A 21,764-nucleotide genomic window follows, 5' to 3' on the forward strand; every position below is an offset into this window, starting at 1 on the left:
ATGACGACATTCGTAACCAATATTTTCAATCATATGCAGGCAGCAGTCCGTAAAGGCGCTGTTGCCTGCATCTTCACACTGTGCGGCATCAGTGCGATGGGACAGGGGCTCTCTAACAGGGGTAAGGAATTCTGGGTAGGATATGGACACCACGAGTTCATGGAGCCCGGTTTTACCAACAGCCAGGACATGGTGGTATACCTGAGTGCAGAGGATGCCGCTACAGTGACAGTGAGTATTGATGGAACCGCGTGGACGAGAACGTATAACATCCCTGCCAATACGGTGATAGTCACGGAAACTATTCCGAAGTCGGGACCCATTGACGCCCGCCTTTTTTCCGTGCCGCCTTCTTATGGCGGTACAGGGGGAGAAGGGCTGTTCAGTAACAAAGGGATCCACATTGTAAGTAATGTGCCGATCGTAGCCTATGCACATATTTTTGGAAGTGTATCATCAGGAGCTACCATGCTGATGCCGGTATCTACCTGGGGATACTCTTATATCTCATTAAACAGCCAGCAGAGCTTTGCAAATGATTGCTTTTCCTGGATGTATGTAATTGCGAAGGAAGATAATACGATGGTTGAGATTAACCCCTCTGAGTCGAGCCGTAACGGACGTGCTGCAAACGTTCCGTTTACGGTGACACTCAACAAAGGCGATATTTACCAGCTGATCGGCGCTCCGCTGGGCAGCGGTAAAGGAAAGGAGCTGACAGGTACTACTGTTCGTTCAATCGCCAGTGCATCCGGAAAATGTTTCCCCATTGCCGTATTTTCTGGTAGCAGCCGTACCAGTATTAATTGTACCGGCATCACCGCCGGTACCAGTGGAGATAATAATATGCAGCAGGTATTCCCTTACCAGGCCTGGGGGAAGCGTTACCTGACCATGCCCATCTCCGGAAGGGTAGCGACCAGTTTTCAGACGAATATCTATAAAGTAGTTGTTAAAGATCCTTCTACTGTTGTAAAGCGTAATGGCGTACAGCTGACCGGGCTAACGTCTCATATGTGTTACGAGTTCCAGAGTAATACTGCTGATTATATAGAAGCAGACAAACCGGTGTTACTGGCGCAGTTCATGGCTTCACAGGGTGGTTGCCCGAATACCACCGGTATCGGAGACCCGGAGATGATCTATTTAAGTCCTATTGAACAGGCAACGAAGAAGGTAGCTTTTTACAGGAATAATGTAGAGAAAATTGAAATAAATGGATTACTGCTGGTGATCCCTGATAATGGAATGAAGTCTCTCACTGTGGATGGCAGCCAGACATTTGATGTTACTTATCCACATCCCAATCTAGCGGGATATACTGTTGTCGTAAAACGTTGGCCGGCGGCTGCAGCACAGTGTACGGTACAGAGTGATTCGGCATTCAATGCTATAACCTATGGCCTGGGTGATTTTGAGAGCTATGGTTATAATGCCGGCACATTTATCAATAACCTGAATGCCATTGGGCAGATACATAATGAAGCAGATACAACAAAGGATGTGCATGCATTTACCTGTGTGAATACGCCGTTGGATCTGTCAGTATTGCTTACCTATCAGCCTGCGAAGCTGGAATGGCAACTCAGCAAACAGGGTACGGGTATTACGCCTGCTACAGATGTGGTGCAGAATACACCTGCGCCTGCGAAGCAATTGCTGGTGAATGGAGTGGTATACTATCAATATACATTACCTCAGTCCTATCAGTTTACGAATGCCGGCTATTTTGATATAACAATACTTTCTACTGCTCCGCATATTGATAACTGTAATAATACCGAAGAGATCAATTTCAGTGTGATGGTAAAGGGTAGGCCTGATGCGGTGGCTACCTATAGTTTTCCTACCGGCTGCGTGCTGGATACAGCCTACTTCGCGGGGAAGGACAGTAGCAACGGGTATAAGCTGGCGCAATGGAAATGGGAATTCCCGGGCAATATTATCTCAACGTTACAAAAGCCCGGGCAGCGACTGAATGCTGGCACACAGACCGTGAAATATTCCGTTGCTACAGAGGATGGCTGTGTGGCAGATACAAGCTTTAACCTGACAGTATATAACAAGCCTGTTGCAGATTTTGCCGCAACACCTGCGGCGGTCTGCGCTGGCAGTACCGTGACCTTTACGGACAATGCCACTTATGGAGGGCCGGCTCCGGTAAAAGAATGGTACTGGGACTTTGGTAATGGCGATATAAAGACCAATACAGGCAATGCTGCAGCAACAACTGTTTATAAAGACTACCAAACCTACATTGTAAGGCAGGTGGTAAAGGTAAGCCAGCTATGTATGAGTGATACCCTGAAGAAGACTGTGACTGTCTATGCGGCACCGGTGGCTTCCTTTACCTACCCGCAGAATTGTATATCGCAGGGAGAGCAGATACCCTTCACCAGTACTTCCAGTGCGCCTGACGGACAGGCGCTGGCATCGTACGCCTGGGATTTTGGCGATGCCAATGCTACGTCTGCCAATCCAGATACATCGACCTTAGCTGATCCTGTACATTCCTATACCTACTATGGTTCCTATAAAATCCGGCACAGTGTGACGACCGTAAACGGTTGTGTGAAGGATACTGTCGTAACGGCCACGTTCAATGTGAAGCCTGTTCTGACATATGCCAGCATACCAGCTGTATGCGAAAGCGTAAAGGGGACTGTCTCCATTGCGCTTGCCGGGGTTACGAATGGCGTGACCGGGGCCGGTATCTACCGGGGCCCGTATGTTGATGATACCGGTAATTTCAATCCATCTGCCGCAGGGGCAGGGGGCCATACTGTGAAGTATGTATTTACTGCTACCAGTGGTTGTATGGATTCTATTACGGCAACTGTAACAGTATTACCTGCACCGGATGCTGACTTCACCGTCAGCCCGGATGTATGCCTGGGCGCTGCGGTAACTATCACAGATCAATCCACTATTGACAGTGGTACAATCACCACCTGGAACTGGAGTTTTGGGGATGGGTCTACAGATGTACAAACTACCGGCGGCACATTTGACAGGTTATACACAAGTAAGGGCACTTATGCATTAAAGCTGGCAGTAGTGAGTGGTAATGGTTGTACCAGTGATACAGTGATGAAAAATATAGTGGTACATCCCTTGCCTGTGGCTGATTTCCGCACGCCTGTCGCGGTGTGCATGCCTGAAGGAACTGCCGCATTTACCAATGCATCTGCTGTAGGCGATCAATCTGTATTAAGCTATCAATGGAATTTCGGCGACGGTGCCGGTACTTCTACTGCAACCAATGTTGCATATCATTACGCCGCAGCGGGTACATACAATATTACATTGTCTGTAGTATCTGCCTATGGTTGTACGCACGATACAACTAAATCTTTCAGCGCATTTTTCAATAGCCCGGTAGCTGCTTTTACTGCTTCTCCGGATACGCTTTGCCAGGGAACTGACAATTTCTTTGCAGATGAGAGTACGGTTGCCAATGGTACTATCAGTTCGTGGGCATGGGATTTCGGGGATGGCAGTACTGACGATGTTGCTGATCCGGTGAAAAGATTTAAAGATCCAGGTGATTATACGGTGCAACTGGTGGTGACAAGCAATGCAGGTTGTGTATCTGAGCCATTCTCTTCTCCTGTGAAGATCTACTTACAGCCGGTAGTTGACGCAGGGCCATCATTTGTAGTGACGCAAGGTACGGTGGTGCAGTTCAAGCCTGTAGTGAATGATGAAACAGGGCTGAGCTTCAGGTGGACGCCCGTAGAAAACCTTGCCAATCCGGATGTATTAAGACCACAACTAACGGTGACGGACGATGCAACTTATACCCTGACTGCGACCGGTCTGGGAGGTTGTACCGCGAGTGATGAGCTGACGGTAAAAGTATTCAAACCTGTAAAAGTGCCTAATGCCTTTTCTCCAAACGGAGATGGTATCAATGATACCTGGGTGCTGAGTAATCTTGCAGATTATCCCGGTTGTACAATAGAGATCTTCAACCGTTATGGGCAGCGTGTGTATCAGTCTACGGGCTATAACACTCCCTGGGATGGCACCATGAACGGGCATCCTTTACCATTGGCAACTTACTATTATGTTATACAACTGAAGAATGGATTTGCCCCGATTACTGGTTATGTTGTGTTAGTGCAATAGCAAACAAATTTCAAAAAAACATTGATCAATAAAAAATGCTGACATCATGAGAACTTTTACCAAAGCATTGCTGATGCTGACCCTGGTGAGCCTTACCGGTAAAGAGCTGCAGGCGCAGTCAGACCCGCACTTCTCTGGCTACTATGTGTATCCTGCATGGTTGAATCCTGCATTGACAGGTGTGTTTGACGGTAATTACCGCGTATCCGGTATCTACCGTTCGCAATGGGGTAGTGTAAGCAGTCCCTTTAAGACTTATGGTATAGCAGGAGAGGTGAATACGAACAGCAATATCAGCTTCGGCGCCAGTGTGCTGAACCAGAAAGCGGGTGATGGTGGTTATAACTATACGACTGCTTATGGAAGTGCTTCCTACAGTGGTGTGCGTTTTGGTGCATTTGAGCAGCACAGGTTGATGTTTGGTATCCAGGTGGGGATGATACAGCGCAGGTTCGATCCTTCCAGACTGCATTTCGGAGATCAATGGAATCCTATTACCGGGTATAATCCGGGGCAGGCAACAAATGATATGTTCAACAAAACATCGGCTGCTACATTCGATGCAGGGGCAGGCGTGCTGTATTATGATGCACAGCCAGGTAAGAAATATAATGTGTATGGCGGCTTTTCTGTGATGCACCTGAACAGACCCAGTGATCAGTTCAGCGCTACAGGAGATGCCCGTATACCGATGCGTGCTACAGCTCATGCGGGGGTAAGGGTGATGATCTCTGAGCTGTTCAGTCTTACGCCGAATGTATTGTATATGAAACAGGGATCTGCACAGGAGAAAATGTTTGGCGCTTATGGACAGTATGCTGCTGCTCCTGAGACGGATGTGATGCTGGGTGCGAACTACCGTTTTAAGGATGCTTTCTCTGTATATACCGGTGTAAGTTATAAGAGTTTCATGCTGGGACTGAGTTATGATGTGAACTCGTCTGACCTGGGTAAGATCACCAGGGGCTCCAACAGTTTTGAGTTATCCTTATCATTCATCGGCAGGAAATCAGTGAAGACACCGGCAGGTGATTTCGTTTGTCCAAGGTTATAAAGAAAAAATTATTGCATCATGAAGAAATTATTTCTGACAGTTATAGGCCTGGCCGTTATGCAGCTGGCATGGGCGCAACATAAAGCAAGTTACCTGAGGGCCGCGGACAGTTATTATAAGCAGGCAGATTATTATTCAGCATCCCTGTATTATGAGAAATTCCTGGCCGTAAATACGAAAGGAAATACAACAAGTGCATACAGCCCTTATGCTGCACCTGGTGGTTCTGCAAAGATAGCGCCTGCGGCTGATGAGATACAGGCTGCCTATCAGCTGGCAGACAGTTACCGCCGGTTGCATGATCCTGTGAAAGCAGCACCTTTGTTTGGTAAGGTGGTGGCGGCTGATAGTACCCGCTTTCCATTGGCAGCTTATTATTACGGAGAGAGTTTACGTGCCATCGCACAATATGATGCAGCCGCGTCTGCATTCAAAACTTTCCTGTCACAATACAATCAGAAAGATACTTACAGTGTAACGGCGGAGCAGGAGTTGCGTAATCTGTCCTATATCCGCGAGCAGTTACAGAAAAAAGAACTGTCCGATTATCATATCAGGAAAGCGCCATCTGTGCTGAATGCCGGTGGCGCTACCTATGCCCCTGTATGGGCAGGTGATCAGTTGCTCTTTACTTCAACGAAAGAATCAAATTATGTGAACCGCATTTACATGGCGAAAGACACGGTGGCTGCTGCTATCAGTAAAGCAAACATAACACAGCCATCTAAAACGCATCAGGGTGCGATCAGTGTGTCTGCAGATGGTAACACGCTTTACCTGACACAGTGGACTGTGGCAGATGGCAAAAAATCCGCAGCTATCTATACCAGCCGTAAAGAAGGTGATAAATGGAGTGAACCTGTAAAACTGAGTGATGTAGTGAATGCTACAGGCACCAATACGCAGCAGCCTTTCGTCATGGCGGATGGTCATCATCTTCTGTTTGCGAGTGACAGAGCAGGCGGTTCAGGAGGATATGATCTTTATTCCGCAGAGCTGGATGCCAGTGGGAAACCGCTGGCTGTACAAAATCTTGGACCAACCATTAATACTTCCGCCAATGAAGAAGCCCCATTCTTTCACCCTGCGTCCGGTACACTGGTGTTTGCCAGTGACGGGAGAACAGGGATGGGCGGATTCGATCTCTATTATGCAAAGGGCAGCCTGGGTAAATGGGATGCACCTGTGAACTTCGGTTACCCGGTGAATGATGTGAAGGATGATATGTATTTCTTCAGCCGTAGTAAGTCTGAGTATATCCTGGAAGATGCCTGGTTTTCTTCTGATCGCTCTGCAGAATGCTGTCTTGAGCTTTTCAGCCTGCATCTGGCGCCGCCACCGCCTCCTGTGAAGGAGGAACCGGTAGTAATTGTAACGAAGCCTGCTCCGACTTTGGCAGACACTATCCTGAGCGCACCTGTGAATACCGCCATCACTATGCAGGAGATCTACTATGAGCTGAATGAGTTTGAGGTGACGCCAGCTTCACATCCTGCATTAGATAAACTGGTGGAATTGCTGAACGGTCATCCGCAGATGGAAATAGAGATCAGTGCACATACTGACAATACCGGTAGCGCCGCATTTAACCAAAGGCTATCAGAGAAGCGTGCATTGAACTGTGTGGCTTACCTGGTGAGCAAAGGCATCAACAAGAAACGCCTGCAATACAAAGGTTATGGTGCAACAAGGCCCGTAGCGCCCAATACTTTAGCTGACGGATCAGATAATCCTGAAGGAAGAAGGCTGAACAGGCGTATAGAACTGAAGATCTTAAAACAGTAACATAATGCAGTTGAAGGGCATGATAGCTGTCATCATACTTGTACTGGCCCTGTTGCCGGTACAGGTATTGGCGCAGCAGCAACCGCACTATACACAGTATGTGCTGAATACGTTCATCATCAATCCGGCAGTAGCGGGTATTGAGAACTACTGGGATGTGAAGGCCAGTCACCGGCATCAGTGGGCGGGGCTGAATGGCAGTCCGGTTACGACCTACCTGACAGTGCACGGTCCATTAAGTACGACGGATTATCCGCAGGCTTCTGCTACGGGCTTTAATCCGGAGGGATCGAATCCGCGGGGAAAGGCATACTGGGAGTCTTATTCAGCGCCAGCGTCGCATGCCGGTGCAGGATTGACTATCCTGAATGATCGTACGGGGCCGCTGAACAGGTTTTCGATAAGTGGTACTTATGCCCATCACATTGGCATAGCGCCTGGAACCAGTCTGAGTTTAGGTATTTCGCTAGGTGCGCAGCGCATCTCCCTGGACGCATCGAAACTGGAATTTCAGAACCCATCTGATCCTGCTATCGCAGGCAGTACGGTGTTAGGAAAATGGCGTCCGGATGTGAGTATTGGTATGTACCTGTATTCTTCACAATACTTTGCCGGTATCTCTGCACAGAATATAGTACCAGCAGCAATAGGTTTTGATAACGGAAAGGTGATGGGTGACAGTGTGTATCGTGGGAAGCTGGTACCGCATCTGTTTGGTACCGCTGGTTACCGGTTGTGGGTAAATGAGGACCTGAGCCTGCTGCCTTCTGTAATGATCAAATATGTGACTGCATTACCCCTGAGCCTTGATGTGAATGCTAAACTGCAATACCGTGATCGTGCATGGGTAGGTGCTTCCTATCGCCATAAAGACGGTATCGCCGCCATGCTGGGTATTAATGTGAATGCCACTTTCAATGTGGGATATGCCTATGATTATACTACTTCGGGATTGAATATCGCCAGCCATGGTTCTCATGAGATTGTGATAGGAATCATGATCGGAAACCGCTTTGCTGACCTATGTCCGCGGAATGTCTGGTAGGATTTGGGACTTAACGGAAACGCTTTTATTAAAAAAAACGACTAATCACTTTAACACTTAAAATTAAAACCTAAATCGAAACATGAGAAAAATGTCTTTGTATGCCCTGTTGTTATGTGGAATCTGCTTATTTGGTGCATGTGGAAAAGATGGTGCTGCCGGTCCTAAAGGAGATACCGGTGCAACTGGTCCTGCGGGTCCTGCAGGCCCTAAGGGGGCGGATGGGGAAAATGCTACTTCCGGTGTTATTTATTCTGACTGGCTGGACGTAACATACCAGGCTGTTACAGAAGATACCGATACAGATGGTAATGGTAAGCTGGATACTATCTTTTTTGGTGCACAGATTGATGCGCCGAAACTGACAGACGAGATTCTGTCTACCGGAGATATTAAGGTGTTCATCAATACCTATTCCGAAGCTGAAAAGGACGTTGCTCCATTGCCTTACACAAACCCGTTCAGCGGCGCCAGTATTAACGCGTCTTATGGATTGCAGCTGATCACCCTGATCGCGAATGGACCCTTTAATACAGTTACTGAAAATGGCGTTAAATACCAGCAGTACAGATATGTGTTGATTCCTGGTGGTACCGAAGCGCGTAAAGCTGCCGGTATTGACTGGAATGACTACAAACAGGTAAAGGCTTACCTGCATCTGAAAGACTAATCATTTAAAAAGCTTAGAAAAAAGAGACTCCGGCTTTGGAGTCTCTTTTTTCATTTGTACTTTGCCTGTTCTGATCATTCAAAAAGAAGTTATGAAAAGTTACAGGCACTTGATAAGTACAACTATTTTACTATTAGGATCGGTCACTGCGGTCGTGGCTCAACAGCCATTGAAGATCAGCAATGTATCGTATGTAGATCCCACTATCGGCAGTGTAGGGCTTATACTGGAACCTACCCGTCCGGCGATGTACCTGCCTAACAGTATGGTAAGAGTATTTCCCGGGCGTAAAGATCAGCTGGATGATAAGATCAGCTATTTCCCCCTGACGATCGCTTCTCACCGTCAGGAGAGCCTGTTCGGGTTCCTGCCTGTCTCCGGAGAGATCAATGATAATAACTGGCGCCAATCCCGGGTATCTGACAGAGAGGAAACTTCGCCATATAAATACAGTGTTTACCTGGATGATACTGACAATGTGCAGTTCTCACCTACTGCCCGCAGCGGTTATTTCAGTATCCGTTTTGCTGATAATACGCCTCATCAGTTACGGTTCAGCATCCTTAATGAGGAGGGTGAGTTGTCTGCCAGCGGAAAGCGTGTCATCACCGGGAAAGAAAACTTCAGTGGTATGAGTGCTTACTTTTATGCGGAGCTGAATACAGATATTACAGGTACAAGCTATCGTGGCGATAATAAACACCTGTTTGTGGCAACAGGGAATAAAGCGCAGCGGGTGGATGTGCGTTACGGCATATCCTTCGTAAGTATGGAGCAGGCGAAAGCGAATCTCCAGAAAGAGATCCCCGAATGGGGTATTGCTGCTGTTACCAACAAGGCGTTCCAGGCATGGGATAAAGTGCTGGGGCAAATCAATGTGAAAGGCGGTACTCCTGCACAGAAAAGAGTATTCTATACTTCGCTGTATCGCGCATATGAGCGTATGGTGAACATCAATGAATATGGCAAGTACTACAGCGCATACGACCACCAGGTACATACATCAGATAAGCCTTTTTATGTGGATAACTGGCTGTGGGATACCTACATTGCCCTGGAGCCATTACAGACCCTATTGAACCCGGCTATGGAGGCAGATAAGATCCGTTCTTATGTGACCATGTATGAGCAGAGTGGCTGGATGCCTTCTTTTTCTATTCTGTGGGGTGATAATCCCTGTATGACGGGCAATCACGCTGCCGCCTGGATGGCGGATGCCTGGTTCAAAGGTGTCAGGGACTTTGATATTAAAAAGGCTTACGAGGGACTGAAAAAGAACTCTTTGGAAGCTACGTTGCTACCCTGGAAGAATGGTCCGGCTACTTCGCTGGATTCCTTTTACAATGAGCACGGTTATATGCCGGCGCTGAAACCGAATGAGAAGGAAACTGTAAAGGAAGTACATGGTTTTGAACGTCGTCAGGCAGTGGCGGTAACACTGGAAAACAGTTATGACGACTGGTGTATTGCGCAGCTGGCGAAAGCAGCAGGCAAACCTGAAGATGTTGCCCTGTTCCTGAAACGGGCTGCCAACTATAAAAATGTGTATCGTGCAGATCACGGATTTATGTGGCCGAAAGATGCGGATGGTAACTGGATAGAGCCGTTTGATCCTAAATTCTCCGGTGGTCAGGGTGGACGTGATTACTTCACAGAAAACAATGCTTACACTTATAACTGGGATGTAAAACATGACCTGCATGGCCTGTTTGACCTGATGGGTGGCCGTGCGAAGGCAGAAGAAAAGCTGGACCAGCTGTTCCGTGAGGGCCTGGGGCGCAGTAAATACCAGTTGTGGTATACCTTCCCGGATGCTACCGGCCTGGTAGGACAGTTTGTGATGGGGAATGAGCCGAGCTTCCACATCCCTTACCTGTACAACTATATGGGTGCTCCCTGGAAGACACAGAAACGCATCCGTATGCTGTTGGACACTTGGTACACAGACAACCTGTTCGGTATTCCGGGTGATGAAGACGGTGGGGGTATGACAGCTTTTGTGGTATTCTCCATGATGGGCTTCTGTCCGGTAACACCTGGTATTCCTGTGTATAATATCGGTAGTCCTGTATTTGAAGAAGTGACTATCAAACTGTCGAATGGGAAGGTATTTACCGTATCAGCACCGGGTAGTTCGGCTAAGAACAAATACATCCAGCAAGCCTCTTTGAATGGTCAGCCTTTGAATACACCCTGGTTTACACATCAGGCGCTGCTGAAAGGTGGGGTACTGAAACTGGTGATGGGAGAAGCGCCTAATAAACAGTGGGGCAATGGGGAGCAGGCTGCGCCGCCTTCTTCGCTGGAATATAAACCGGAATAATAAGAGCGATCTGATTTATCCGGCAGATAATATCTGCATACAGCCGTGATCATTATTATTGAATGATTGCGGCTGTATTTTTTTGGGCTGGATGTATTGCTGTGCAGATATCACTAATGTCAGATTTACAATTATTTAGTTTCATCATCCTTGCATAAACGTTATTCACGATCTGGCCTCACTAAAAATTTATTTTAAAAAAGATAGCCGATTTATAATAACATTTTCACTGCTGCGTTATAGTTGGTGGAAACCCGGCCGGTAACCCTCATGACCTATAGTTTAATAGCCCGGAAACAATCATGTAACAACAGCCCGAATCCTTAATTACCGTTACCCAAGTCTACAGGCTTAATGCCTATTGTTACTCATTTCCGTAATGGGAGCAATATGTAATATGCTACTGTCTGGACTATGTTCTACTCACAATTATCAACTTAAAAAATCTCAATCGTATGTTTAAAAAGATCATTATGGCTTGCCTATTAACTGGCATGATCTTAACCAGTTGCAATAAAAATACTGCTGACACGAAATCTTCTCCCCAAAGGCTGACCAAAGCTGAATTGTATGCAGACCTGAAGGCCTTCAATGCGGCGCATGCTGTAAGGCCCGAATGTAGTGGTTTCTGGAGCTGCCTTGGTAAAGTGGCTGCGGTGGCCGGTGCAGATATCACAGGCGCTGCTGCAGGTATAGTTGGTGTTAGTGAGGCAGCTGCAGCACTCGGTATTGCTACCGGTGGTACAGGCGCCATTGTTACGATGGCTGCCGGTGGCGCTATCGCGGGAGGTGGTGCTTCCTATGCTGCTGCTAAAGCTGTGTATACCGCTGTTGCTCCTAATGAAGAGAAATACGGCGATTTAAACCTGGATATTCCCCTGGAATTTCATCCTCTCAGCGACGTAGGCATTAAGCATAATAATGCCATGTATAATATATTTTTCGGTGGCCAGGACCTAAACAACAGTTATTACACTGGCACACTGGGAGTTGACCGTGAGTATTTGCCTATTGTTAATAGTGAGATTTATCAGCGGAAAGTTCAGATGGCTTCGGAGCTTGGCAGAGACTATGTTGCCAGCGGATTTGACTACGCATTTTTAACAAGTAGGGCCTACGAAACGGGTTTGATCACAGATGACATGCGGCAGATATTGTATTCCTTTCTGGAGGCGTACGGAACAGGTGCAGATATGGAGAATGTCATCAATCATTACATCAGTATAGTTGACCGGTCCGAGTTGACCGATATAGAAAGGAAGGCACTTATTGGAGGCTTCATTGTAGCCTCTCAAAGCCCTTACGTGTTCTATAACAATGTTACCGAAAAATAAAAGCACTCAGCTACCTTAAATTTAAAGCGCCTCTGCATTCATTGCAGGGGCGTTTTAGTGTTCCGTTACAAGGCATTGCTGATTATTGGAATACCAGATATTCCCCCGGGAATTTTTTATCTTCATCCGGATTTATGGTAGAAAGTATAGCAGGTCATGCTTACACTACAGTTCATCCTGGATATGGAGGCCCAGCTTTTTGATAGCTTCCTCATTCCTTTTGTAGTGTGTCCATTGGCCCAGACGAGTAGCTATCAGCAGGTCCGCCCGCTGCAGCAGGGACAGATATTCAGATACTGTGGATTGCGTGAGCCCGGATTTCTGCTGAATATGGCCCACACACACGCCTGTTTTGGCAAATTCCCCGCATTCCTGCCTGGGGAAATGCTTTTCCGGTTCCTTCAACCAGGCTAAGATTTCCAGCCTTTTCTTATTGGATAAGGCCTTAAAAACTTCTACTTGATCCATACTGCAAAGGTATCGGAATTCCCCGATTTAATGGCATAGGGTTTTATAATGGTTATATAATGTTTTCATAACAATAAATTCTTTTATCTTACTGTTTTTTAGAATAATTTATATGGATCTGTTTCAATACAAGAATGGAGTGCTTTATTGCGAGGATATCCCGGTGAACAGTCTGCCGGAAAAGGGTCTCCCTACGCCTTTTTACCTGTATTCCGCGAATACGTTAAGACAGCATTATAAGAAGATCTACAGCATTTTCGAGAAGCTGCAGCCTATGATCTGCTTTTCTGTGAAATCGAGCAACAATGTGCATCTCCTGAATGAACTGGCGGCCCTGGGTGCCGGAATGGACATTGTGAGCGGGGGAGAGCTGTTTGTGGTGAAGCAGAGTAATGCAGATCTTTCAAAGGTTGTGTTTGCCGGCGTGGGTAAGTCTGACGAGGAGATCACAGACGCTATTGTCAGCGAAGTAGGGTTTATAAATATCGAATCGGAGCAGGAACTGGCAAGGGTCCAGGAGCTGGCCGGAGAACTGAAAAGAGAGGTGAATGTGCTGATCCGCATCCTGCCCGATGTACTGGACGAGAAGACGAATGAAAAGACCCGTACGGGGCATAAAGGGGCGAAATTTGGCATTGATTATGCCCATGTGGAGGCGCTGATCGAAGAGAATGCTGATCATCCTTATGTGAAGATCAGGGGCCTGCATTCTCATATCGGCTCGCCTATTTCTTCATATACATTCTACGTAGCCGCTATTCAGAAAATGGTGGAGCTGGTAGAGCATTTAAAGCGTAAGAACATCCGGTTGGATGTATTGAACATAGGTGGTGGATTTCCGGCGAATTATATGGATAACGACAATTTCTCCTGGGAGAGTTTCGCCGGTCCGATCACTGAGCTACTGGAACCTTACGTTAAAAATGAGGGCTTTAAGATCATTCTGGAGCCGGGACGTTCTATCTCTGCGAATACCGGGATTATGGTCACCAAGGTATTGTATGTAAAGCAATCAGGCGATAAGCATATTGTGATACTGGATGGTGGTATGACTGAGTTGATCCGTCCGGCGATGTACAATGCTTTCCATTTCATCTGGCCGGTAAAGCCACAGCCAGAGCATGTATTGGCGAATCGTAACTATCCTGTGCAACAGGAAGGACTGATCACGTATGATGTGGTGGGACCTATCTGTGAATCGTCCGACTATCTTGCCAAAGAAAGGCCATTACCGGCTTTGAGGCAGGGAGATTATATAGCAGTATTTACAGTAGGTGCCTATGGTATGGTGATGGCCAGCAATTATAATCTGCATGTAAGGCCGGCAGAGATCATGATCGACAAAGACAAGATATATATTATCAGGGAACGCGAAACGCAGGAAGACCTGGTAAGGACAATGATCAAGCACGAACTGTAAATGTTAATCAACTAACCTATGACTAAGGAAGAGTACAAAAAGTTATTCAACGAAGACGATGCAGTAGGATGGCTGGCAATTGATAAACAACTGGAGAGCATCTATGGAACACAGGAGCCAAGACATTATGCTCCACCCTTACACTTTGCAATAGGAGGTGAAGATCCTATTGACGGTACCAGTATTTACGACAGTGAAAAACAGGTCGCACACCTGCACATGGTCAGCTATGGTATGTCACAGTTGTACTATAATGAAGAGCAGGCAGGTGGTGAATTCAGTAAATGGGGATTTGAATTTACTTTCAGGGTAAAACCTTTTGCAGAAGATAATGGCGATCCTACATGGGCTATCCAGGTGATGAATAACCTGGCGCGTTATGTATTCGAAAGCAAACGTTGGTTTGAGCCCTATCATTTTGTTCCTGCAAATGGGCCTATCAGACTGGATACTGCTACTGACATCGTCGGACTGGCATTCGTTCCTGATCCTGAACTGGGTACTATTCAGACACCTCACGGAGAAGTTACCTTTCTGCAGATGGTGGGACTGACCACCAAGGAAGTGGAGCGTTTACTGGCTAAACCACAGACAGGTGAAGTAGAGAAGCTGATAAATGAATTGCGGTTGAATAATCCTTTGCTGGTCACAGACCTTGACAGGGTAGATTAACTAACCGGGTTATAAAGAAAAGAGACTGCTCATACGGATGGGCAGTCTCTTTTCTTTTTTATATAATGTTATTGTGTTTTACACAGTAACATTCTTTTCCTGCTCAGTAAAAGGCAGGTGTTTCTTTTCATAAGGCGTCTTCTTCGGTGTTGCCGTAATGCCTTGCAAAGCGCTGTTCTGTGGCAATGTGATGCTCCAGTAATAGTTAGCATTTTCGGTGGTGGTCAGGTACAATACACTGTACAGGATACTATCATAAGGCAGCATCCATTGATCCCAATCCAAATTGACAAAAAAGACTTCATCGCCATAATGAATATCTGTTCCCTCGGAAGTATCCCGTTTGTAGACTACCCATGCTGTTTTATCATTGCTGTCATTATCATAGTACAATGATTTTCTGCTAAAGGCGCCCAGCTGATTTTTATCGCCCACGCTGCTTTCTGTAGTAAGGATACGTAAAGTATCTCCGTGAGAAAGGTTATTGCCCTGTGCGTTGAGGGGATAGAATTGCAGTATCACGGGCGTATCATTACTCATATAGGGGTAATCTTTATATTCCGGTCCGATGAACTGCCCATCCTGGGAAAGGAGGTAGATGCCGGTATTGTAAGGCACCTGTACTTCTGATGCAGCTGGAAGGCTATACTGTTCCTGGTACAATTGAGTCGCTTCCGGATCGTCCGGCGGATTATCTCCCCAGGAAGGATATTCGTAATAAGTGGTTGTAACAGGATCGGTAGGATTTGTTCTGCCACTGAAATCAATGATCGCGTAGGCATGGTTGTAATAAGTTACACCATTCAGATCGGCGTTAGTGGAGAGCTCAATCATATTGCCTGTTTCCGGATCAATAAAGTTCTTGATGTCCGGATAGTTGATGGCATAAGGGTCGGAAGAAGTCAGTTCTTCGAATGCACTGCACCCCAGCAGCCTTCCTTTAGAGAGTCCCAGCAGGTCGTTTTCAAACATCACAAAATTGTGTTCATGTCCCCATAACCAGGCCGCTATTTTTGGAAAATAGGGAAGGAAGGTCTGGTAGAGATAAGGGTTCTGTGAAGGCAGTGCGCTGAAATCGGACAGGGCGCCATTGATCTTGGAATTGCTGGAGAATAACTGGTGATGGGAAAGCAGGATGGTAGCCCCTCCGAAGTTGTTCAGTTTATCCTGGTGCCATTCTATTTCATTTGGTTGCAGCCAGGGGCCTGCATAGAGCGGGTCCGCCTGATCGGCAGGGTTACTATCGTTATAGCCGGTATCCATTCCCAGGAGTTGCCATCCGCCGTCTTCTGTACGCAGACAGAAGTAGCTGGCCGCCTGAAAGGCAGCAGTTCCGATCTCGCTGTTCAAGCCATATACCATGCTATAGTAGCCCCATCCCAGTGAGTAGTAGTCATGGTTGCCGGGAATAGTGAAAACAGGAACAGGGTCTTTTTCAGCGATGTCAAAAGCGTTCTTGATAATAGCGGAGAAATTGTTGACACATTCTTCAGGTGTACCGGAGTAGTAGATGTCGCCGAGGTGAATAATACAATGTGGATTATGCCGTTGGATGATGTCCACCAGCAATGCCTGTGCATCTGCGAGTCCGGTACCCCAGTCGCCGATGATGGCCACTCTTGCATCCGAAGGAAGAGAGAAGCCGTTGCCACCATCATTTTCGTTGATGACGCTGTAGGTAGAGATGTCTTCCCCCAATTCTTTCCAATCATTGTAAGCGAAGACGCCGCCATATTGCGCCCAGTATTCCGCGAAAGTAACCACACAGGAGGCGAAACCGATGATGTCCTTGTCGCTGTACTTGCGGTATTCCGTATCCAGTGCGCCGGCTCTTTGTATATCACCTTCTACCAGGCATAAGGCTTTTTCATAAGCCAGGTGGGAGAGATATACCCGCTGCTGGTCGGGATCAGTAAGGTCTAATGTGTCGGGTCCCGGAGGAGTACCTTTTGCCGTTAATTTAACGTGTTGTGCAGTGGCTGCGATTGCGGGATGTTTGAGTAGCAGGTTGTGGCTGACCTTAGCGCCGGTCAGCTCCATTTGTTGGCGTACGCGTTGTGATACGACAGATTGCCAAAAGGACAGATTGGCATTGTGTACCCGTACAAAGTTTTGCAGAGACATAAAGCGGGTTTTAGGAATGATTAAATGTTTACGATCGAAAAAGTGCGTAAGGAGCCGTACGAATAAGGTGGTCTTATTCATAAGATCTCAATGATGTGTGGCTATATGTTCTCAGGAAGTAGTGGGTACCAATGCATCTAAGGCAACGTTAAGATGAAGTTTCTGCGTGGCCTGAACAAATTTATGGAAAAAATTAACACCGCTTTATGGAATCTTTTTATTTCTTGCATCATTATAGAAATTTGTCGAATTGAAGTACTTTCCATGGGCCTCTACGGTCATGTTTGTTAGCGGAGCGTTCCTTCTGTTCTGGCACTATCTTGAAGCCAGGAGCCTGCACCTGCGACCTGCTGTGCACTACGACACGGTAGAGAAGATACCGTTACCTGCGGGGTATAAACGAGTATCACAGGATGTGGGTTCGTTTGGCGCGTGGTTGAGGAAAGTGCCTTTAAAAACAAATAATACGGTCTATCTCTATAACGGCGAAAGAAAGCTGAATCAGTCAGCGCAGTTTGCGGTGCTGGATGTTGCTGTGGGAAAGAAGGATCTTCAGCAATGTGCGGATGCGGTGATCCGGTTATATGCAGAATATATGTATACTTCCCAACAGTATACGCGGATAGCGTTTCATGCTACTGATGGAACGTTGATGGATTACAGCAGCTGGATGAAAGGCTACCGTTTTCCCGTGAAGCAGGGGCGTTTGCAACGGCAATTGACTGCGACGCCTTGTCAGGGCAGGGACTGTTTTTATCAGTATTTACAGACGGTGTTTTCTTATGCAGGTACTTTGTCGTTGAGTAAAGAACTTGTAGCTGTTCCTACACCATCGGATATACGGGCCGGAGATGTGTTTATCCGTGGTGGTTCTCCGGGGCATGCGGTGCTGGTAATGGATATGGCGGTGAACGCTACAGGGCAGAAGGTATTTCTATTGGCGCAGAGTTATATGCCTGCGCAGGATATTCATATATTAAAGAATCCGGCGAATGCTCCTTTCCCCTGGTATTATACTGTTGATGCAGGTAAGCTGGTGGTTACGCCTGAATGGGTGTTTAAGTGGGAGGAGTTGATGCGGTTCAGATAAAGGTTGTCTATTCCCTATACCATGCGACGCTGGTGAGCTACTTCGGTGGCTTGCCAGTTTTTTGTTTGAGGGGTGGCGTTTGCACGGTTTCAGGTAGGATGCCGGTCGGCGCCTCTCCGGGCATTGGATGGTGATTAAACTTTATCAATCGTATAGACGGGGGATTGTCTATTTGGATGCATCAATCGTATGCCCAAAGAGCCGAAGGCCCGGCATTCCTGCCTGAAACCGCTACTACTATTGCGTTTCAAATGATTTATAGTGTTATTACCAAAACGTTGGTACATCTCCTTTTGTACTTATTGTAAATTTGAATACTTTGCAATGGAGTAACCCAAGACCTGGTACATTAAATAACCTATAAAACATTTCATGAAAACTTTAGTATTAATTTTCAGTGCTGTTATTTCATCAACATTTTTATATGCTCAAAATAATCAGATGAAGTGGAACAACGAACCCAAGAAGTGGTCAGGTGATGAGAAAAAACTGACTTGCACCATTGAACCCAATACGGATTTCTGGCGGGTGACGCATTATGGTTTCATCCGCGATAATGGTCCTTTCTACTATAAGGAAGTGACCGGCAATTTCGAAGCCAGTGTTAAGATTAGCGGTCATTACAAAGAGCTATTTCATCAGGCTGGATTGATGGTGCGTATAGATGAAAAGAACTGGATCAAAACCGGTATAGAATACGTAGATGGTGTGCAGAACGTCAGCGCTGTCGTGACCCGTGAGGTATCTGACTGGTCAGTAGTGCCAAGACATGATAGTCCCGCTTCCATCTGGCTGAAGCTTTTAAGGAAAGGTGATTATGTGGAGATAAAATATTCCTTTGATGGTGTGAAATATGATATGCTGCGTTTAGCGTACTTCCCGCCAAATGTAAAGGCAGGAATCGGTATAGTGGCTGCTGCTCCGGGTAAACAGTCTTTTGATGTGACGTATGAGAACTTTGAAGTAAAGGCTGTGGAATAGTGACGTAAGCTTTTAAAGTAACTGAGGCTGTCTCATCTTTGGAGGCAGCCTCAGTTATTTTAGTACGGAATATAGTAGAGATTCGATTGAGATTCGCTAGAGATTCGCTTGAGATAGCCTTATCCTCCCTTAATCCTCCCTTTTAAAGGGAAGATTAAGGGAGGATAAGGCTATCTCAAGCGAATCTCTAACGGATTCCAGACGAACTTAATGTCTATTGGTTCTTGCTATTGTTGATAGCCTGTTGGAACATGTTCCTTTCCTGCTCAGGGATATTCTGACCGTATTTCTCCAGGTAGGTATTCGCTACGGAAGCATAGTTGGTCCAATCCTGCTTGTTGAATGTATACACTGTTTTCGCACGCAGGAAGATCTCTTCGCCTGGTTCGCCATAAGGTTTTACGCTGTTGGCGATTGCATTCCAGTCAGGGGTATCTCCGCTTTTCTGCAGTGCCGGGTCGATCACATCTCTGAAAACGATATTCATCAGCTTAACGGTAACAGGTCTTTTTTCCAGTTTGGCGTTTTGGGATTGTAATTGTTCCTGTAATACGCCGAAGCCTTTGTCTTTTGTGCTGGAGGTAAACTGAAGAATGAGGGCCAGCTGTTCAGGTGTATAAGGGGCTTGTAAGGTAGTGATGTATGCTCCACCTGCCATGTTTGCACCGTTCTTATCGCCGGCCTGCTGTGCCATCATCGCCATTTTGAACAGGAAATCTGGATCACGGCGGCCATTGATATAGTCCTGCAGCATTTTGCTGTAGACTTCACCCGGATCAGTGAGATCAGCATTTTTAGCTGTTACCTCAGGGATCGTGCCCAGGTCGGGATTCAGTTGTGAATGAATCTTACGCATCTGTTCAAATGGGATCTTGATCACTTCACGGTCGTAAGTTAGTAAGCCGTTCTGTTCTCCTTCCACATCAAATGGCTGAGTGTAGATGGAACCTGAGAGTCCTTCTGCTTCCAGGAGTTTCAGGTGCTGATTCATGATGGTATACTTGGTGGCAAGACCTGCTGCTTTTTCCTGGATATAGCCCCATGCGCTGCTGCTATTCCATTGATGATCCGGAATGAATACACCGATACCACCGAATTCACCGAGTACTCTTGCCTTACCTGGTTCCGCAGGAGCGTTCATTGGGTCAGGGTAGGAGTGAACGTCGGTCATATCGGCGCTGACCCATGCATTGGGAGAGGGGCTGCGGAGTTGTTCATTGACATATAACATTTCGCCGGAATGTCCATTCACGATACGGGAAGGATCGGTGGCTTTTACCCATTCGGTGATGCGCTGCTGATCGAAGGCGCCCCATTTCTCGTTGAAGATCACCCAGGTGGTGATGGCCGGGTGATTGTGCAGCTGTTCGAGGGTTTCTTTGGTCTCTTTCTCGTATTCTGCTTTAGCGCCTTCCGGTAATCCCTGGTTAGGGTTCACGAAATCCTGCCATACCAGTATACCGAGTTTGTCGGCGTGATAATACCAGCGTGCAGGTTCTATTTTGATGTGTTTACGGATGGTGTTAAAGCCCATGGCTTTGATGGCCTCTATGTCGAATTTCAGCGCATTATCGGTAGGAGCGGTATACAGACCGTCGGGCCAGAAACCCTGGTCTAAGGTACCGAGGTTGAAGTAAGCGTGGTTGTTGAGGAAGATGCGGTCTACCCCTTTTTCATCTTTCTGGATGGCGATCTTACGCATCCCGAAGTAGCTCTTTACCTGGTCTACGGTTTTGCCGCCTTTGGTGAGTTTTACGGTCAGGTCATAGAGGAAAGGATTCGCCGGAGACCACAGCTTCGCATTCTTTACAGGCAGTTTTAAGGGGGTGCCGGCCTTGCCTTTTATCTTGCTGACCTCTGTACCTGCATCGCTGGCAATGAGCTCAACGTTGGTGCCGGCAGGGGCATTTATCTTTACGTTCAGGATACCCTTGTCGATATCCGGTGTTATGTCCAGTCCGGCGATATAATCAGCAGGTACTGTTTCCAGCCATACTGTCTGCCAGATACCGGAGGTAGGGGTGTAGTAGATATTAGCAGGATTCAGTACCTGTTTGCCGTGGGGGCCGATACCTTCACTGGTAGGATCGAATACCTTCACTACGATCTCGTTTTCGCCGTCTTTCAGGGCATTGGTGATATCCTGGGAGAAGGCCTGGTACCCGCCGCTATGGCTACCGGTTTCTTTACCATTCACATATACGGTGGCTTGCCAGTCAACGGCGCCGAAATGCAGCAACAGGTGCTCGCCGTCTTTCAGGACAGGTTTGGTAAAGGTGCGTTTGTACCAGAGGTTCTCGGATGGTTGTAACGGCTTTTTAACGCCTGAGAGGGCCGATTCCAGCGGGTAGGGAACGAGGATCTGTCCCTGGTAGCCGGAAGGCGTGGCAGCATCTTTAGGAGTAATGGTATAGTTCCATAGTCCGTTCAGGTTTTGCCAGTTCTCCCTGACCATCTGTGGACGGGGATACTCAGGTAAAGCATTAGTGGGGGAAACTTCCTTCGCCCAACGTGTCTTGATCGTTGCAGGCTGGACTTGCCAGTTGGTTTGCGCCATCAGGCCTTGACCAAGCAGGGCACTCAAAAAACATACACTCGCAGTCTTAGACAGGTTCATTGCTGTTAAATGATTGGTTATTAATTGATTTGTTGTTTTGTGGAATAAGC

The 21,764-nt window shown here is 46.9% G+C and carries 14 protein-coding genes; 11 read left to right on the forward strand and 3 right to left on the reverse strand.

What is annotated here, in order from left to right; translation table 11 throughout:
- The 7 genes from CLV42_RS16170 to CLV42_RS16200 all read left to right on the forward strand — a co-directional run bounded on the left by CLV42_RS16170 (position 1) and on the right by CLV42_RS16200 (position 12,342).
- Positions 1-4,131, forward strand: coding sequence for a gliding motility-associated C-terminal domain-containing protein (locus CLV42_RS16170; protein ID WP_106602962.1), 4,131 nt, complete (start codon positions 1-3; stop codon positions 4,129-4,131).
- Positions 4,132-4,177: 46 nt separating this feature from the next.
- The gene (locus CLV42_RS16175; protein WP_106602963.1) at positions 4,178-5,185 is read left to right on the forward strand and encodes a PorP/SprF family type IX secretion system membrane protein; all 1,008 of its coding nucleotides are present in this window, start codon (positions 4,178-4,180) and stop codon (positions 5,183-5,185) included.
- An 18-nt stretch (positions 5,186-5,203) separates the two neighbouring features.
- Positions 5,204-6,970 carry an OmpA family protein gene (locus CLV42_RS16180; protein ID WP_106602964.1) on the forward strand — a complete coding sequence of 589 codons (1,767 nt, stop codon included), beginning with the start codon at positions 5,204-5,206 and terminating at the stop codon, positions 6,968-6,970.
- A 4-nt stretch (positions 6,971-6,974) separates the two neighbouring features.
- Positions 6,975-8,015 carry a PorP/SprF family type IX secretion system membrane protein gene (locus CLV42_RS16185; protein ID WP_106602965.1) on the forward strand — a complete coding sequence of 347 codons (1,041 nt, stop codon included), beginning with the start codon at positions 6,975-6,977 and terminating at the stop codon, positions 8,013-8,015.
- Between the two features lie 82 nt (positions 8,016-8,097).
- A complete protein-coding gene (locus CLV42_RS16190) occupies positions 8,098-8,685 on the forward strand; it encodes a collagen-like triple helix repeat-containing protein (protein ID WP_146154396.1) in 588 nt (195 codons plus the stop codon).
- A gap of 91 nt (positions 8,686-8,776) precedes the next feature.
- Positions 8,777-11,008, forward strand: a complete 2,232-nt coding sequence (locus CLV42_RS16195) for a GH92 family glycosyl hydrolase (protein ID WP_106602967.1) — start codon at positions 8,777-8,779, stop codon at positions 11,006-11,008.
- A gap of 473 nt (positions 11,009-11,481) precedes the next feature.
- Entirely contained in the window at positions 11,482-12,342 is an 861-nt protein-coding gene (locus CLV42_RS16200; protein WP_146154397.1) for a hypothetical protein, read from the forward strand.
- 165 nt (positions 12,343-12,507) lie between these two features.
- Here CLV42_RS16200 and CLV42_RS16205 read toward each other — a convergent pair whose 3' ends face one another.
- Positions 12,508-12,810, reverse strand: a complete 303-nt coding sequence (locus CLV42_RS16205; RefSeq protein WP_106602969.1) for an ArsR/SmtB family transcription factor — start codon at positions 12,808-12,810, stop codon at positions 12,508-12,510.
- A 112-nt stretch (positions 12,811-12,922) separates the two neighbouring features.
- Here CLV42_RS16205 and lysA point away from each other — a divergent pair, with 112 nt between their 5' ends.
- Complete coding sequence (lysA, locus tag CLV42_RS16210; protein ID WP_106602970.1) at positions 12,923-14,230, forward strand: diaminopimelate decarboxylase; 1,308 nt, start codon at positions 12,923-12,925, stop codon at positions 14,228-14,230.
- Between the two features lie 18 nt (positions 14,231-14,248).
- Positions 14,249-14,902, forward strand: coding sequence for a suppressor of fused domain protein (locus CLV42_RS16215; protein WP_106602971.1), 654 nt, complete (start codon positions 14,249-14,251; stop codon positions 14,900-14,902).
- Between the two features lie 78 nt (positions 14,903-14,980).
- Here CLV42_RS16215 and CLV42_RS16220 read toward each other — a convergent pair whose 3' ends face one another.
- Entirely contained in the window at positions 14,981-17,026 is a 2,046-nt protein-coding gene (locus CLV42_RS16220) for a metallophosphoesterase family protein (protein WP_170117535.1), read from the reverse strand.
- Positions 17,027-17,276: 250 nt separating this feature from the next.
- On the opposite strand from CLV42_RS16220, the gene CLV42_RS16225 reads away from it, so the two are divergent.
- On the forward strand, positions 17,277-18,116 hold the full coding sequence (locus CLV42_RS16225; RefSeq protein WP_146154398.1) for a DUF4846 domain-containing protein: 840 nt from the start codon (positions 17,277-17,279) through the stop codon (positions 18,114-18,116).
- 441 nt (positions 18,117-18,557) lie between these two features.
- On the forward strand, positions 18,558-19,097 hold the full coding sequence (locus tag CLV42_RS16230; protein WP_106603248.1) for a DUF1349 domain-containing protein: 540 nt from the start codon (positions 18,558-18,560) through the stop codon (positions 19,095-19,097).
- Between the two features lie 214 nt (positions 19,098-19,311).
- Here the strand turns inward: CLV42_RS16230 and CLV42_RS16235 are convergent, their stop codons facing one another.
- Entirely contained in the window at positions 19,312-21,714 is a 2,403-nt protein-coding gene (locus CLV42_RS16235; protein ID WP_106602974.1) for a glycoside hydrolase family 2 protein, read from the reverse strand.
- Positions 21,715-21,764: the final 50 nt, after the last annotated feature.

Source organism: Chitinophaga ginsengisoli (assembly GCF_003014595.1).
GTDB classification, from domain to species: domain Bacteria; phylum Bacteroidota; class Bacteroidia; order Chitinophagales; family Chitinophagaceae; genus Chitinophaga; species Chitinophaga ginsengisoli.